This is a genomic window from Arthrobacter sp. AL05 (assembly GCF_029960715.1).
Taxonomy (GTDB): domain Bacteria; phylum Actinomycetota; class Actinomycetes; order Actinomycetales; family Micrococcaceae; genus Arthrobacter.
Genome location: NZ_JASBRC010000003.1, coordinates 325,691 through 339,289 on the forward strand (window position 1 = coordinate 325,691; position 13,599 = coordinate 339,289).

Annotated in this window: 12 protein-coding genes; 4 read left to right on the plus strand and 8 right to left on the minus strand. The window is 66.5% G+C overall.

Annotated elements, in window-relative coordinates; all coding sequences use genetic code 11:
* Positions 1-162: 162 nt before the first annotated feature.
* Positions 163-1,371, minus strand: a complete 1,209-nt coding sequence (locus QK287_RS06080) for a cobalamin-independent methionine synthase II family protein (RefSeq protein WP_226773567.1) — start codon at positions 1,369-1,371, stop codon at positions 163-165.
* A gap of 396 nt (positions 1,372-1,767) precedes the next feature.
* Here QK287_RS06080 and QK287_RS06085 point away from each other — a divergent pair, with 396 nt between their 5' ends.
* The 4 genes from QK287_RS06085 (at position 1,768) to QK287_RS06100 (ending at position 5,242) form a co-directional block, all read left to right on the plus strand.
* Positions 1,768-3,057, plus strand: a complete 1,290-nt coding sequence (locus QK287_RS06085) for an adenylosuccinate synthase (RefSeq protein WP_226773566.1) — start codon at positions 1,768-1,770, stop codon at positions 3,055-3,057.
* A gap of 262 nt (positions 3,058-3,319) precedes the next feature.
* Entirely contained in the window at positions 3,320-3,820 is a 501-nt protein-coding gene (locus tag QK287_RS06090) for a hypothetical protein (RefSeq protein ID WP_282359563.1), read from the plus strand.
* 88 nt (positions 3,821-3,908) lie between these two features.
* A complete protein-coding gene (locus QK287_RS06095; RefSeq protein WP_226773904.1) occupies positions 3,909-4,457 on the plus strand; it encodes an RNA polymerase sigma factor in 549 nt (182 codons plus the stop codon).
* Complete coding sequence (locus QK287_RS06100; protein ID WP_226773905.1) at positions 4,454-5,242, plus strand: hypothetical protein; 789 nt, start codon at positions 4,454-4,456, stop codon at positions 5,240-5,242. The genes QK287_RS06095 and QK287_RS06100 overlap by 4 nt, the downstream gene beginning before the upstream one ends.
* Positions 5,243-5,352: 110 nt before the next feature.
* Here QK287_RS06100 and QK287_RS06105 read toward each other — a convergent pair whose 3' ends face one another.
* The 7 genes from QK287_RS06105 to QK287_RS06135 form a co-directional block, all read right to left on the minus strand.
* Positions 5,353-5,850: a CoA-binding protein gene (locus tag QK287_RS06105; RefSeq protein ID WP_282359564.1), complete on the minus strand. Its 498-nt coding sequence runs from the start codon at positions 5,848-5,850 to the stop codon at positions 5,353-5,355.
* Positions 5,847-7,172, minus strand: coding sequence for an O-acetylhomoserine aminocarboxypropyltransferase/cysteine synthase family protein (locus tag QK287_RS06110; protein WP_226773907.1), 1,326 nt, complete (start codon positions 7,170-7,172; stop codon positions 5,847-5,849). The genes QK287_RS06105 and QK287_RS06110 overlap by 4 nt, the downstream gene beginning before the upstream one ends.
* Positions 7,172-8,401 (minus strand): dimethylsulfone monooxygenase SfnG, encoded by a 1,230-nt coding sequence (sfnG, locus tag QK287_RS06115; protein WP_282359565.1) that lies wholly within the window; start codon positions 8,399-8,401, stop codon positions 7,172-7,174. Before sfnG ends, QK287_RS06110 begins: the two co-directional genes overlap by 1 nt.
* Complete coding sequence (gene acs / locus QK287_RS06120) at positions 8,394-10,391, minus strand: acetate--CoA ligase (protein ID WP_226773909.1); 1,998 nt, start codon at positions 10,389-10,391, stop codon at positions 8,394-8,396. The genes sfnG and acs overlap by 8 nt, the downstream gene beginning before the upstream one ends.
* Positions 10,367-11,278: an ABC transporter permease gene (locus tag QK287_RS06125; protein WP_226773910.1), complete on the minus strand. Its 912-nt coding sequence runs from the start codon at positions 11,276-11,278 to the stop codon at positions 10,367-10,369. The genes acs and QK287_RS06125 overlap by 25 nt, the downstream gene beginning before the upstream one ends.
* Positions 11,278-12,315, minus strand: coding sequence for an aliphatic sulfonate ABC transporter substrate-binding protein (locus QK287_RS06130; protein ID WP_226773911.1), 1,038 nt, complete (start codon positions 12,313-12,315; stop codon positions 11,278-11,280). Before QK287_RS06130 ends, QK287_RS06125 begins: the two co-directional genes overlap by 1 nt.
* Before the next feature lie 131 nt (positions 12,316-12,446).
* Positions 12,447-13,304: an ABC transporter ATP-binding protein gene (locus tag QK287_RS06135; protein WP_226773912.1), complete on the minus strand. Its 858-nt coding sequence runs from the start codon at positions 13,302-13,304 to the stop codon at positions 12,447-12,449.
* Positions 13,305-13,599: the final 295 nt, after the last annotated feature.

Sequence of the window (13,599 nt, forward strand, 5' to 3'; positions counted from 1 at the left end):
TCTCCTGCGGGATTGGTAAAGCTGCCGGACCGGACGAGGGCACGCCTAACACCGGGGCACGCCCAATATGGTGCGGTTTGAAAAGGTGGTGTGGACCGATTTCCTAGTCGATCCTTATTAGTCTATCAAGCCCTGCGAAATGGCGGACCTGCCGCCGCCGATCTACCAGAGCCGTGCGCTGGCGCGGCGCGCACCCTCGCCCAGGGCTTCCAGCTTGGCGTAAGCGATTTGCGGGTGCACGCGGCCGCCGAGACCGCAGTCTGTGGAGGCAATCACATTTTCGCGGCCCACCAATTGGGCGAAACGTACGATCCGGTCAGCTACCAGATCCGGGTGCTCGACGACGTTTGTGGCGTGGGAGACGACGCCGGGGATGATGATTTTTCCGTCCGGAAGCCGGGTGTCTTCCCAGATCCGCCATTCATGCTCGTGGCGGACGTTGGCTGCCTCGAAGGAGTAACCGCCTGCCTTAATCTGCAGGACGGAGCCGATAATGTCCGCGAAGGGGACGTCCGTGGTGTGCGGCCCGTGCCACGAGCCCCAGCAGACGTGCAGCCGGATCTTCTCCTGTGGCAGCCCGCGCAGTGCCCAGTTTGTGGCTTCGACCCGGAGCTGGATGAATTTGAGGTAGTCGGCCAGGCTTGGTTCCGGGTTAATCTGGTCCCAGCTTTCGGCCAGCGACGGGTCGTCGAGCTGGACCGTGAGCCCGGCGTCGATGATGGCCTTGTATTCCTCGCGCATGGCGTCGGCGCAGGCATAGAGGAGTTCCTCATCGCTGCTGTAGTACTCGTTGGCGACGCGGGCACAGGATCCGGGGGAGAGGGAAGCCACGAAGCCCTCGGTGAGTCCGGCGGCGGCCAGCCCCGCCCTCAGGTTGGCGGTATCCGAGCCGACGAGGGCCTGCCCGGTATAGCTCAGCGGTCCGGCAATTTTCGGTTGCGTGACACTCTTGCGGTGCGCGAGGATCCCCGCGGACGGATCGTTGTAGGCCTCATTGAACTTCTGCCTGTCGCGCCGGTCCGGGAACGAGGTCAGCACGATGTTTCCGGGGCTTGAGCGGCGCACCGCGGAGTCGGCCCAGCGGTCCACGTCGGTCGGTTCAAGGCCGCCCAGCCGGCTGAAGGAATAGTTCCACCACGCACCGTAGTCCACAGAGCTGGACATCGTGTGTCCGTATTCGCCGTCGTTGGGGATATCGATGCCGAGGTCCTTCTGGCGCTGCACCACATCCACCACGGAGGTTGCCAGCAGGTCCAGGAATTCCGGGCTGATGCCGTCTGCGTCCTTGGCCTCATTCGCGGCGATGAGCTCAGGGGTGCGGGGCAGGGAGCCTGCATGGGTGGCCCGGATGTGGTCGGTGTTCTGGTGCATGGGGCGCTTCCTTTCCATCGGTCCTGGCGGTAGCACCCTGAACCGCCACAAGCTGCGAACGGAGGGGTTGCTGCGGCGTCAATGGTCCAGGTCCCTCGGCCGCTCGGGATGGTCACCTCTCACCTAATTCCACCGGGCGGGCCTGCGCAAGTCCTTCCGCCCGCGTTCCGCAGGCTGGACAGCGGGGTGCGTGCACCATCGGCGGGAAGTCCATTGGATGGTCAAATGAGCCGCAGCTACCGCGATCGGCTAAACTTGGGTGGTAAGAGCCCCGGACTCTGGCGTTGATGACAAGAGCACAGCGGTAGATTCGGGGCATTCTCATGAACGGCGCTGAGATCCGCGACCACCCGTGGATCACCCGGATTTCGGCCCGAACGAATGGGGGAGGATCCCATGCCAGCAATCGTGATCGTCGGAGCCCAGTGGGGCGACGAAGGCAAAGGTAAGGCCACTGACCTGCTTGGTGGCCGAGTCGACTACGTCGTCAAGCCCAACGGCGGCAACAATGCCGGGCACACCGTCGTCGTAGGCGGTGAGAAGTACGAGCTAAAGCTCCTTCCGGCCGGCATCCTGAGCCCCAACGCGGTTCCGATCATCGGCAACGGCTGTGTGGTGAACCTGGAGGCGCTGTTTGAGGAGATCGACGGCCTCGAAGCCCGCGGCGCCGACACTTCCAAGCTGCGCGTCTCCGCCAATGCCCATCTCGTCGCGCCTTACCACCAGGTCCTGGACAAGGTCACCGAGCGGTTCCTCGGCAGCCGCGCCATCGGAACCACCGGCCGCGGCATCGGCCCGGCCTACATGGACAAAGTCGCCCGGCTTGGCATCCGCGTCCAGGACGTTTTCGACGCCTCCATCCTGCGCCAAAAGGTCGAAGGCTCGCTGCGCCAAAAGAACGAACTCCTGGTCAAGGTCTACAACCGCCGCGACATCGAGGTGGAGGAGATTGTGGAGTACTTCCTGTCCTTCGCCGAACGCCTGCGCCCGCTGGTCATCGACAGCACCTACGTCCTGAACACCGCATTGGACGAGGGCAAAGTCGTCCTGATGGAAGGCGGCCAGGCCACCTTCCTGGACGTCGACCACGGCACCTACCCCTTTGTGACCTCCTCGAACCCGACGGCGGGCGGCGCCTCCGTGGGTTCGGGCATCGGCCCGACCCGCATCTCGCGCTCCATCGGCATTATCAAGGCCTACACCACCCGAGTGGGCGCCGGGCCGTTCCCCACCGAACTCTTCGACGACATGGGCATGTACCTGCAGAAGACCGGCGGCGAGTTTGGCGTCAACACCGGACGCCCGCGCCGTTGCGGCTGGTATGACGCCGTGCTGGCCCGCCACGCATCCCGCGTCAACGGCTTCACGGACTACTTCGTCACCAAGCTGGACGTCCTCACGGGCATCGAGCAGATCCCGGTCTGTGTGGCGTACGACGTGGATGGGGTCCGGCACGATGAAATGCCGATGACCCAGACCGAGTTCCACCACGCCAAGCCCATCTTCGAGTACTTCGAAGGCTGGACCGAGGACATCACCGGGGCCCGCACCCTGGCGGACCTGCCCGAGAACGCCAAGAACTACGTGCTGGCGCTCGAGAAGCTCTCCGGCACCCGTTTCTCCGCGATCGGCGTCGGCCCGGACCGGGACCAGACCATTGTTATCAATGACTTGATCAACGACTGACGCAACAACTGACGCACGACGGCGGCGGGTCACCTGGATAAGGTGGCCCGCCGCCGTCGTCGTTAACCGTCCCGGACCTGAAAAAGAACTTCCAATCCGCGCGTAACCTTTTGGGGCGCCTCAGCGATTACTCCTTTGTAAGCGCCGCCGGAACCTGGACCCCCATCAGGTATCCGGGGCCTTCCACTGCAAGTGCTGCCGGCGCCTGCCCCCATCGGGCGGCGCCGGCCAGCCTTCAATCAACCAAAGGATGCACGTTTTTATGAAGAGTGTTAGCACGAGCACCAAGATTGCTGTCGGCGCCGCTGTTCTCGCGGTCGGAGGCTTTTCCGGAATCGGCCTGGCCAACGCGGCCCAGGTTTCGAGCACCCAGCAGGCTGAAGTGAACCACGCTACGCCCGCCACCCCGGCAGTTCCGTCCGTTCCGGCAACTCCGGATCTGCCCGCTGTTCCCGCCACCCCGGCAGTGCCCGCCACCCCGGCAGTGCCCGCCACCCCGGACAGTGACGGCGCCGCGAAGGCCGGCGCCGCGAAGGACGGCTCCGACGTTGAGGATACCGACAGTGCCGCCGAGGGTTCCGTTGCCGCTGCGACGGACGGCGTCTCCGTCCAGGGTGCAGCCAACGCCAGGGGCGCTGCCGAGGCCAAGGCCCACGCCGGCGTGACAGTGGCCACCCCGGCAGTTCCCGGCGCCCGGAACGTCCCCGCTGTCCCCGCTGTTCCGGCACTGCCGTCGGCCGAGCTGCCCAAGCTCGACAAGTAAGCACTGCACGCCTCCCTTCGGAGGTAACGGGGTGCGGCCGCTACACTATCGGGGGCCGCACCGCCAGCAGTAACGGAAGGAAAGCCACTTGGCAGACCAGCTGAGCGATGACGATCTGTCAGCAGCCTTGGCTGGCGACCCGTCCGGATTCAGCGCCGTCTACACCTTGATTTCCCCCGCAGTGCTCGGTTACTTCCGGGCCAAGGGCGTCGATGACGCGGAGGCCCTGACCCAGGACGTATTTGTGGACGTTCTGCCGAAACTGGCGAATGTCACCGGTGGCCACAAAGGCCTGCGAACCTTCATTTTTTCGGTCGCCCACGCCAGGCTTGTAGACCACCACCGGCGCTCCGAACGGACACCGTGTCTGGCTGAATATAACCCGTTGAACGACGCGCGGTATTCCGCGTCCGCCGAGGACGAGGCCCTCGGTTCCCTCGGCGGCCTGTCCTACACACTCTCCCGGCTCAACGGCGAGCAACGGGAAGTCCTGGTCCTGCGGATCGTCGCGGACCTTTCCATCGACCAGGTGGCCGGCATCATGGGCAAGAGCCCGGGTGCCATCAAACAGCTTCAGCGACGCGGGCTCAGCGCCCTGCGCGAACTCGTCACCGAAAAGGACCACGCAGCATTATGACCGGCACACGCGAACCCCTGCAGGATGGCGGCATTCAGGCGATGCTCCGTGATTCCGGTCTCGAAGGTGCCGCCGAACTCGGCAGCACCCTGGCGCAGCTCCAGGCCATGGTCCCGGACCGGGCCCCTGCTCCCCGGGCCGACCTCGCGGCAATGCTCACCGCCGGCGGCAGCAGTTCCGCCGCTGCAGGTCCTGCTGCACACCCGACGGCGGCCGTACCCGCTGTGACGCCGGTGCCAGGCGCCATTGCCGGGGTCCTGCCGTGCGGGGTGGTCAGCCTCGGCGAACGCCGCGGCCGCAAGCGCGGGCTGGCGATCCTGGGCGGCGCCGTCGTGGGTGCAATGACGCTCGGTGCCGGCGCGGTCGCCGCCTCAAGCGAGGACTTCCGCAAAAATGTCAGCCACACTGTAGGCGGCATTTTCCAGCCCTCCGGCCCGACTCCCGACGTTGCTCCGGAGCCCGCCGCCCCGTCGCCGGCGGATATTCCGGCCCCGGTTGTGCCCGCCAACCCAGCCGGCAACCCTGCGCTGCCGCCGTCAGTGGACGCTCCTGAGGCACCGGAAACCCCCGCCGCGGAACCTGCGAAGCCCGGCGGCGCGGGCACTCCGGCGGCTGAAGGCCGGGGCGGACTCCTCCCGCTGCCGCCCCATCGCCCTGTCATACCGGCCGTCACGCCGGCCGTGCCGGGACTTCCCGGCGCGGGCGAGAGCCGGACCCTCCCCAAGGCTCAGCTGCCGGGGCGGGCCATTCCCCGGGTGCTCCCTTCGCTCCCGGGCCAGCCCTAGGCCACGCGCTCCCGATCCGCCCAGTTCGCCGGTAGCGTGCGGGCTCGCCGTAGGACAACAGCGAGCTCGCACGTTACCGGCGAGTTCGGCATTCGAACGCGCCGGAAGCGCTAGGCCAGGACCTGCCGCTTGGCGGAAATGACCCCAGTGTCGAAGCCGGCCAAATGCAGGCCGCCGTGGAACCGGGCATGCTCAATCTTCACGCAGCGGTCCATCACGACGTCGAGCCCGGCGGCTTCGGCTTCCTTCGCGACTTCCTCGTGCCAGGACCCAAGCTGCAGCCAGAGCGTTCCGGCTCCGGCCGCGACGGCCTCCTCCAGGACTCCAGGCAGGTCATCGTGCTTGCGGAAGACGTCCACGATGTCCGGGCTCTCCGGCAGGTCTGCGAGTGAGCTATACGTCGGCTGGCCCAGGATCTCCTTCACCACCGGGTTCACGAAGTACAGCCTGTACGGGGTGGAGGACTGCAGGTAGGTGGCCACAAAATAGCTTGCCCGGGACGGCTTGTCCGAGGCACCCACAATCGCGATGGACCTGGCGCTGCGCAGCAGGTTGAACCGTTCCGGTGCGGACGGCCCGGTCCAGGTACGTTTCTCTTCCCGGCTCACAGCAGCGCTCCGATCGTGCGCGCTTCGGAGGCGGACTCTTCCGAGGCCGCATCCAAGGCCTGGTCGAGGTCCCACAGGATGTCCTCAAGGTCCTCGAGGCCGATCGAGATCCGGACCAGGTCCTCCGGGACTCCGGCGGATTCGAGCTGTTCCGGGCTGAGCTGCTGGTGGGTGGTGGAGCCCGGGTGGATGACCAGGGTCCGGGAGTCTCCTACGTTGGCCAGGTGCGAGGCCAGCTGCAGGGACTCGATGAACTTCTGCCCCGCGGCCCGGCCGCCCTTGACGCCGAAGGAAAACACCGAGCCGGGCCCCAGCGGCAAGTATTTCCTGGCCCGTTCGAAGTGCGGGTGCGAGGGCAGGCCGGAGAAGTTCACGTAGGCCACCCGTTCGTCCGCCTCGAGCCATTCCGCCACGGCCTGGGCGTTCTTCAGATGCTCGTCGAGGCGCTGGGGGAGCGTTTCCACCCCCTGCAGCAGCTGGAAGGCCGACATCGGAGACAGCGCCGGGCCGATGTCGCGGAGGTGCTCGCAGCGCAGTTTGGTGAGGAACCCGTATTCGCCGAAGTTCCCCCACCAGGAGACGTTGCCGTAGGACGCGACGGGCTCGGTCATCATGGGGAACTTGCCGTTGCCCCAATTGAAGCGGCCGCTTTCCACAACGACACCGCCGAGGGTGGTGCCGTGCCCGCCAAGGAACTTCGTGGCGGAATGGATCACGATGTCAGCCCCGTGCTCGATTGGCCGCACGAGGTACGGAGTGCTCAAGGTGGCGTCGACGACGAGCGGGATTCCGGCGTCGTGCGCGACCTTTGCCAGCCCTTCAAGGTCCTGGATCTCCGAGGACGGGTTGGCGACCACCTCGACGAAGATCGCCTTGGTGTTCTCCCGGATGGCCGCGGCGTAGTCGGCCGGGTTGGTCCCCGGGACGAAAGTGGTGTCGACCCCGAAGCGGCGCATGGTGACGTCAAGCTGGGTCACCGTGCCGCCGTAGAGCTGGGCGGCGGCGACAATGTGGTCCCCGGCCTGGGTGAGCGCGGCGAAGGTGATGAATTCCGCGGCCATACCCGATGACGTGGCCACAGCGCCGATACCGCCCTCGAGGGAGGCGATGCGCTCTTCGAACGCGGCGACGGTTGGGTTGCCGATCCGGGAGTAGATGTTGCCGTACTTCTGCAGTGCGAAGAGGCTGGCGGCGTCCTGGGTGTCTTTGAAGACGAAGGACGTCGTCTGGTAGATCGGCACGGCGCGGGCGCCGTGCTCGGCATCGGGGGTGCCCCCGGCATGCAGGGCGCGGGTGCGGAAACCAAATTTGCGGTCAGACATTACGCGTTCACCAGCCCGGGGGTGGGGGTGGCCGAGACCGCCGGTGTGCCGGAGAGATCCAGTTCGCTGCCGTTCCTGCGGGCGAGGTCTGCCTCGAGTTCACGGACGATCGGCAGGATGTCCTGGCCGAAGGCGGCGACTTCCTCCTGGAAGTGCAGGTAGCCGGTGAGGAACAGGTTCACGCCGATCTTTTTGTACTCCACGATCCGCTCGGCGATCTGCTCCGGTGTGCCGATCAGCTGGGTTTTGAAGCCGTCGTTGTATTGGACCAGGTCCTCGAAGCTTGAGTCGGCCCACATGCCTTTGCCGTCCTTTGTGGACGCGCCGGCCTCCTGGACAGCGTCGCGGAAACCTTCGACGGCGGGTTTGTGCGCCTTCTCGACGATCTCGCGGAGGGTGTCGCGGGCTTCCCGTTCGGAATCACGGGCGATCACGAATCCGTTCAGGCCAAAGCGCGGGGCGGCGAGCGCGGGCTCGGTGGCGCCGGTCTTGGGCGCGGTCCCGCGTCCGCCTTCTGCCGCGGAAGCCACGACGCCGGCGATGTTCTCCTTGAAGCCTTCCAGGTCCTTGCCGTTGGAGAAGTACCAGTCGGCGACCCGGCCTGCCGTGGCCTGCGCAGCAGTGGAGTTTCCGCCGAAGAAGATCTCCGGGTGTGCCCGGCCGGGCACGTCCACCGGGGCCGGATTCAGGGTGAAGCCGGTGATGTTGTAATACTTTCCGGACTGGCTGTACTCCTGCTCGGTCCAGAGCCCGCGGAGGACGCGGATGAACTCCTCGGTGCGGACGTAGCGTTCGTCGTGTTCGAGCCAGTCCAGGCCGAAGTTCTCGAACTCCGCCTTAAGCCAGCCTGAAACGATGTTCACGGCGGCCCGGCCGTCGGAGATATGGTCCGCGGTGATGATGAATTTGGCGAGAACGCCGGGGTGCCACATGCCCGGGTGGACGGCGGAGATGACCTTGAGCCGCTCGGTGGCCGCCAGCAGCGCCAGGCTGAAGGAGGTGGCCTCGTGCTGTTTGTCCGCGCCGTAGGAGGCGGCATAGCGCGTCTGGGTCAGGGCGTATTCGAAGCCGGAATTCTCCGCGATCCGGGCCAGCTTCTTGTTGTACTCGAAGTCCCAGCCGGTGCGCTGTTCGATAGTGGAAACGACGAGGCCGCCGGAGACATTCGGAACCCAGTAGGCGAACTTGAGCGGTTCGGAGAGACGGGCCACATTGCTGATGTCAGTCATGGGTGTTCCTTACTTCTGGGGTATTTCGGGTTCGCAGGACATCCTGGATGTCCACGATGGATGGTTCGTTCTGGAGCGACGTGGTGTCGCCGAGCGCGCTGCCCTCGAACAGCTGGGTCAGTAGCCGTCGCATGATCTTGCCGCTGCGGGTCTTCGGCACATCCGGGACGACGACGACATCGCGGGGCTTGGCGATAGGCCCGATCGCCTTCGCGACGTGCGCCTTCAATTCGGACGCGATGTACCCGGCAGCCGCTGCTTCGCGCAGAACGACGAACGCGACGATGGCGTGGCCGGTCTTCGGATCCGCGACGGGGCAGACCCCGGCCTCCACGACGTCCGGGTGTGCGACGAGGGCTGATTCGATCTCGATCGTGGAGAGCAGGTGTCCTGAGACGTTGAGGGTGTCGTCCACCCGTCCGAGGATCCAGATGTCGCCGTCGTCGTCGTATTTGGCACCGTCCCCCGCGAGGAACCACCCCTGCGCGGCGTACTGGCGCCAGTACGAATCGTAGTAGCGCTGCGGGTTCCCCCAGACGGTCCGGGCGATGGCGGGGCCCGGAGCGTCCACCACAATAAAGCCCTGGACGCCGGGCGGGACAGTGTCGCCGGCGTCGTCCACGATCCGGGTGCTGACGCCGGGCAGGGGCCGGGCGGCACAGCCGGGCTTAAAGCCGGCGTCGGTCGGGGCCGGGGAGAGAATGGTGGCGCCGGTTTCGGACTGCCACCAGGTGTCAACGACCGGGGCGGTTCCGGCACCGATGTTCTGCCGGAACCAACGCCATGCTTCGGGGTTGACGGCCTCACCGACGGTGCCGAGCAGGCGGATGGAGGACAGGTCGTAGCTGGCCGGGACGCCGTCGGGGAACCAGCCCATCAGCGAACGGACCAGGGTGGGAGCGGTGTAGTACTGCGTCACGCCGTAGCGCTCAATGATTTCCAAGTGCCGGCCCGGATGCGGAGTGTTGGGGGTGCCCTCGAAAATTACCTGGGTGACTCCGTTGGAGAGCGGACCGTAAAGCTCATAGGTGTGGGCGGTGACCCATGCCAGGTCTGCCGTGCACCAGTGAACGTCCCGGTCACGGAGTGCGGGGTCCGGATTGCTAAAGAGATGCTCGAAGCTCCAGGACGCCTGTGTCAGGTAGCCGCCGGAGGTGTGCACCAGGCCCTTGGGCTTTCCCGTGGTCCCGGAGGTGTACATAATAAACAACGGCGTTTCGGCGTCGAACACTTCGGCTTCGTGGACCTCGGAGGCCCGCCCGACGGCGTTATGCCACCACACATCGCGGCCCTCGGTCATCGGGACGGTCGCCAGAAGCTCCGGCGGGGTGGTTCGGTTGACTACCAGGACATGCTCGATAGCATTGTTGCCGGCCACGGCGGCGTCCGCATTGCCCTTGACCGGTACTGCCTCGCCGCGGCGGAACTGGCCGTCGGTGGTGACCAGCAGCTTCGCACCGGTGTCCGCTACCCGGAATCTGAGCGCTTCGGCGGAGAAACCGCCAAAAACCAGCGAGTGGACGGCGCCGATGCGTGCCACGGCCAAGGTGATGATGATGGTTTCGGGGATGACCGGGAGATAGATGACCACGCGGTCGCCCTTGCCGATTCCCAGCGCAAGCAGGGCGTTGGCAGCCCGGCAGACCTCCCGCTGCAGTTCGGCGTAGCTGATGGTGCGCCGGTCCCCGCGTTCGCCCTCGAAGTGCAACGCCACCTTGTCCCCGCGTCCCGCCGCTACATGGCGGTCGACGCAGTTGGACGCGACGTTGAGCCTGCCGCCCTCAAACCAGGTGATTCCCGGACCGGTGCCGGCAGCCCCGTCTGCCGGGATCCAGCGGTGGGTGGTGTGCCAGGGCCTGGCCTGCCCCGGCACCTCCTCCCAGTCGAGCCGGAGGGCAGCTGCCTCCCAGAAGGAGAGGCGCTCTTGTTCGGTGACCGGGAAACCCGCCGGTGCCGTTTCGGTGCTTATGCCCACCGGTTCACCGCCCATTTCTCGGCCAGGCCCAGCAGGGCGTCCGTGATCTTGCCGATCACGGCCAGCAGCACGATTGCGAGTAGGAGCCGGTCCGTGCGGCCGTTGTTCTGCGAATCCGTGAGCAGGAAGCCAAGCCCCATCGAGGACGCGATGAGTTCGGCGGCCACCAGGAACAGCCAGGCCTGGGCCAGCGCGAGCCGGAGTCCGGAGAACACTGCGGGAACCACTGCCGGAAGCTGGACGGTGGTCAGCAGCTTTACCCCGTTGAGGCCGAAGGCGCGCGCGGCTTCCACCAGGTTGCGGTCCACGTGCCGCAGCGCCAGGGAGACGGTCGTAAAGACGGGGAAAAAGGCGCCGATCAGGATCAGGGTGATCTTGGAATCCTCGCCGATTTTCATCCAGAGGATAAGCAGCGGTACCCACGCGAGGGAGGGGACGGCGCGGAGGGCCCCGATGGTCGGAGCCAGTAGGGAGTCGGCGACTTTGGACAGTCCTACCAGTGACCCGAACACCAGGCCAAGGGCCGCGCCGGCAGCAAAGCCGATCAGCACGCGCTGGGTGGAGATCGCGATGTGCTGGCCGAGTTGCCCGCGCTGGAGCAGGTCAAGGCCTGCCTCCAGCACCATCTCCGGCGGCGGGAGCTGGACAACGCTGAAGACCCCGGCAGCCGTGGAGACCTGCCAGGCGGCCAGAACCGCCGCGGGAAGGACCAATCCAAGGAACAGACGCGTCCAACGGCTGGCCAGGATCCCGGCGGGGAACCATCCGTTCGCCGGGGAGCCGCCAGCGCGCGAACCAGGGGAGGCCGGCCGGGCAGCGTCTGCCGGACGTGCGGGGACGGCTGCAGTGCCCCCGTCGGCAACGCTCGTGCCGGTGCCAGGCGGATTCCGGTGGTTTGTCATCAGGAATCCCTGATCGCGGATGCATCCGCCTTCTTCACCAGCGAGTCATCAAGAAGAGTCGACAATGCCGTGTCGATTTTGTCCTGGCCGGTGACATCCCCGGTCTCAACGAAAGTGGGGCCGATCTTGGCCAGGACCTTGCGCTGGGCCTCACCCGGCGCGGGGTCGACGGCGAGGTTGCTGCGCTCCAGGATCACGGTTTTGGCGATGCCGACGTCGAGGCCCGCGACGTCGGCGAGGATCTGCGCGGTCTCGTCCGGATTCGCGGCGGCCCAGGCACGGGCCTTCTCGTAGGCATTGACGACGGCCTGCGCCTGCTTCGGCTTAGCGGCCAGGAACGACTCGTTCGCGTTCAGGAAGCCGTAGCTGTTGAAGGACACGTTTCGGTAGAACAGCTTTGCACCGTTCTTCTCGGCGCCGGCCATAATCGGATCGAGGCCGGCCCAGGCATCCACGGCCCCGTTCTCCAGTGCCGTGCGTCCGTCCGCGTGCTGTAGGTTCTGCACGGTGACGTCCTTGGCCGAAAGTCCGGCTTCGGCGAGGGACTGCAGGAGGAAGAAGTACGGGTCGGTACCCTTGGTCGCGGCCACGGACTTGCCCCTGAGGTCGGCCACCGTGGCGATCCCGGAGGAGGGCCCCGTGACGAGCGCGGACCATTCGGGCTGCGAGTAGATGTCGATCGTCTTGATCGGGGAACCGTTGGCACGGGCCAGCAGCGCGGCAGATCCGGCCGTGGAACCGACGTCGATCGCGCCGGACCGCAGCGCCTCGTTCGCCTTATTGGAGCCCGCGGACTGGACCCAGTTCACTGTGACACCCTGGTCCTTGAGTGCGGCCTCGAGCCAGCCCTTCTTTTTGATGACCAGGCTCAGCGGGTTGTAGGTGGCGAAGTCGATATTCAGCGTGCCGCCCGAGAATGCGGCGGCGGGGGCCACGGAGGATCCTTCGCCCGCAACGCAGCCAGTAAGAGCAAGGGCGGCGGAGGCGGCAAGGGCCGCCACTACTGAACGGCGGGTGGTTGTGCGGGCGAATGACATGGCGATCCTCTGGGAAGTGAAAAATGCGGAAGTGAAGCAACGTGGACCGGAGCGAAAACTCGCGGTGTAACAGGAGGTGGCGCGGGCCGGGCAGCGGCATTCCGGCTGGCGTTCGAGGCGCCGGCGGGCTGCTAATGGCCGCCGACGCCGAGGGACTGAAAGAGCGAGGTCCGCAGGCTGGCCAGTTCCACGGAACCGCGGCCGCGGGGCCGCGCGCCGGGCACCACAGCGGTGCGAACGATCGTCGCGCCGGTCCCGGCCGCGGCGGATCCGGTACCGGGCCCGCTTTCTTTGCCCAGGACGATGATGCGGTCGGCAAGCTGGAGGGCCTCGTCGACGTCATGGGTCACAAGCAGCACAGTGGTGGGCTCGACTCGGTGGATCTCCAGCAGCAGGTCCTGCATCTTGATCCGGGTGAGCGCGTCGAGTGCGCCGAACGGTTCATCCAGCAGCAGGACACCGGGGTTGCGGGCAAGGGCGCGGGCCAGGGAGGCGCGCTGGGCCATGCCGCCGGATATTTCGCGGGGCCGGTGCTTGGCGAACTCCGTGAGGCCCACGAGGTCAAGCAGCCGGGCCACCTTAGCCTTTCCGTCCCTGGCGCTGATGCCTGCGGGCAGGCCGATCGCGATGTTGGCTTGCAGGGTGTGCCACGGCAGGAGGCGCGGTTCCTGAAAGGCGAAAGCGCAGCGGGAGTCGATGCCCTGGACCGGTGTGCCGTCGATCTCAACACTGCCGGCGGTGGGGGAGTCGAGCCCTGCGGCGGCCCGGAGCAGCGTGGACTTTCCGCATCCGGAGGTGCCAAGGATCGCGAGGACTTCGCCGGCCCGGATTTCGAAGTCGACGTCGCGCAGGACGGTGTGCGCCGCGGCCCCGGCCCCGAAGGTGCGGCGCAGCGATCGGAAGGCAACCGGCAGCGCCGGGGTGCGGGGGGCGGCTCGGGCGGCGTCGTAGGACGACGCCGGCGCGGGGGCGGACAGGGCAGTAGTCATGGGGCACTCCATCGGTCCTGGCAGTAGCACCCTACGGAAAGAGCCGCTCGGCCGGATGGTCAGTCCGGCCGTTCCCGCGGCTCTTACCTCGTTATCGCCGGAGCCAAGGGAAGAGCTCCGGCGACCAGGGTTGCTGCGGCTTCATCGATCCAGGTCTCTCGGCCGCTCGGGATGGTCACCTTCTACTAAAACGGAATTGCCGGTTTTGCCCAAATCGACAACGTAATATTCGGAAACCTGACGGCGCGGGCAGGTGTTTCCGTAGATTATTCGAAACGCCGTGCCGGGGTGCCGT

Excerpts from the sequence above, each read along its gene's own strand:
- QK287_RS06080 (WP_226773567.1), bottom strand. The coding sequence starts at position 1,371 with ATGCACCAGAACACCGACCACATCCGGGCCACCCATGCAGGCTCCCTG.
- QK287_RS06085 (WP_226773566.1), top strand. The coding sequence starts at position 1,768 with ATGCCAGCAATCGTGATCGTCGGAGCCCAGTGGGGCGACGAAGGCAAA.
- QK287_RS06090 (WP_282359563.1), top strand. The coding sequence starts at position 3,320 with ATGAAGAGTGTTAGCACGAGCACCAAGATTGCTGTCGGCGCCGCTGTT.
- QK287_RS06100 (WP_226773905.1), top strand. The coding sequence starts at position 4,454 with ATGACCGGCACACGCGAACCCCTGCAGGATGGCGGCATTCAGGCGATG.
- QK287_RS06110 (WP_226773907.1), bottom strand. The coding sequence starts at position 7,172 with ATGTCTGACCGCAAATTTGGTTTCCGCACCCGCGCCCTGCATGCCGGG.
- sfnG (WP_282359565.1), bottom strand. The coding sequence starts at position 8,401 with ATGACTGACATCAGCAATGTGGCCCGTCTCTCCGAACCGCTCAAGTTC.
- acs (WP_226773909.1), bottom strand. The coding sequence starts at position 10,391 with ATGGGCGGTGAACCGGTGGGCATAAGCACCGAAACGGCACCGGCGGGT.
- QK287_RS06125 (WP_226773910.1), bottom strand. The coding sequence starts at position 11,278 with ATGACAAACCACCGGAATCCGCCTGGCACCGGCACGAGCGTTGCCGAC.
- QK287_RS06130 (WP_226773911.1), bottom strand. The coding sequence starts at position 12,315 with ATGTCATTCGCCCGCACAACCACCCGCCGTTCAGTAGTGGCGGCCCTT.
- QK287_RS06135 (WP_226773912.1), bottom strand. The coding sequence starts at position 13,304 with ATGACTACTGCCCTGTCCGCCCCCGCGCCGGCGTCGTCCTACGACGCC.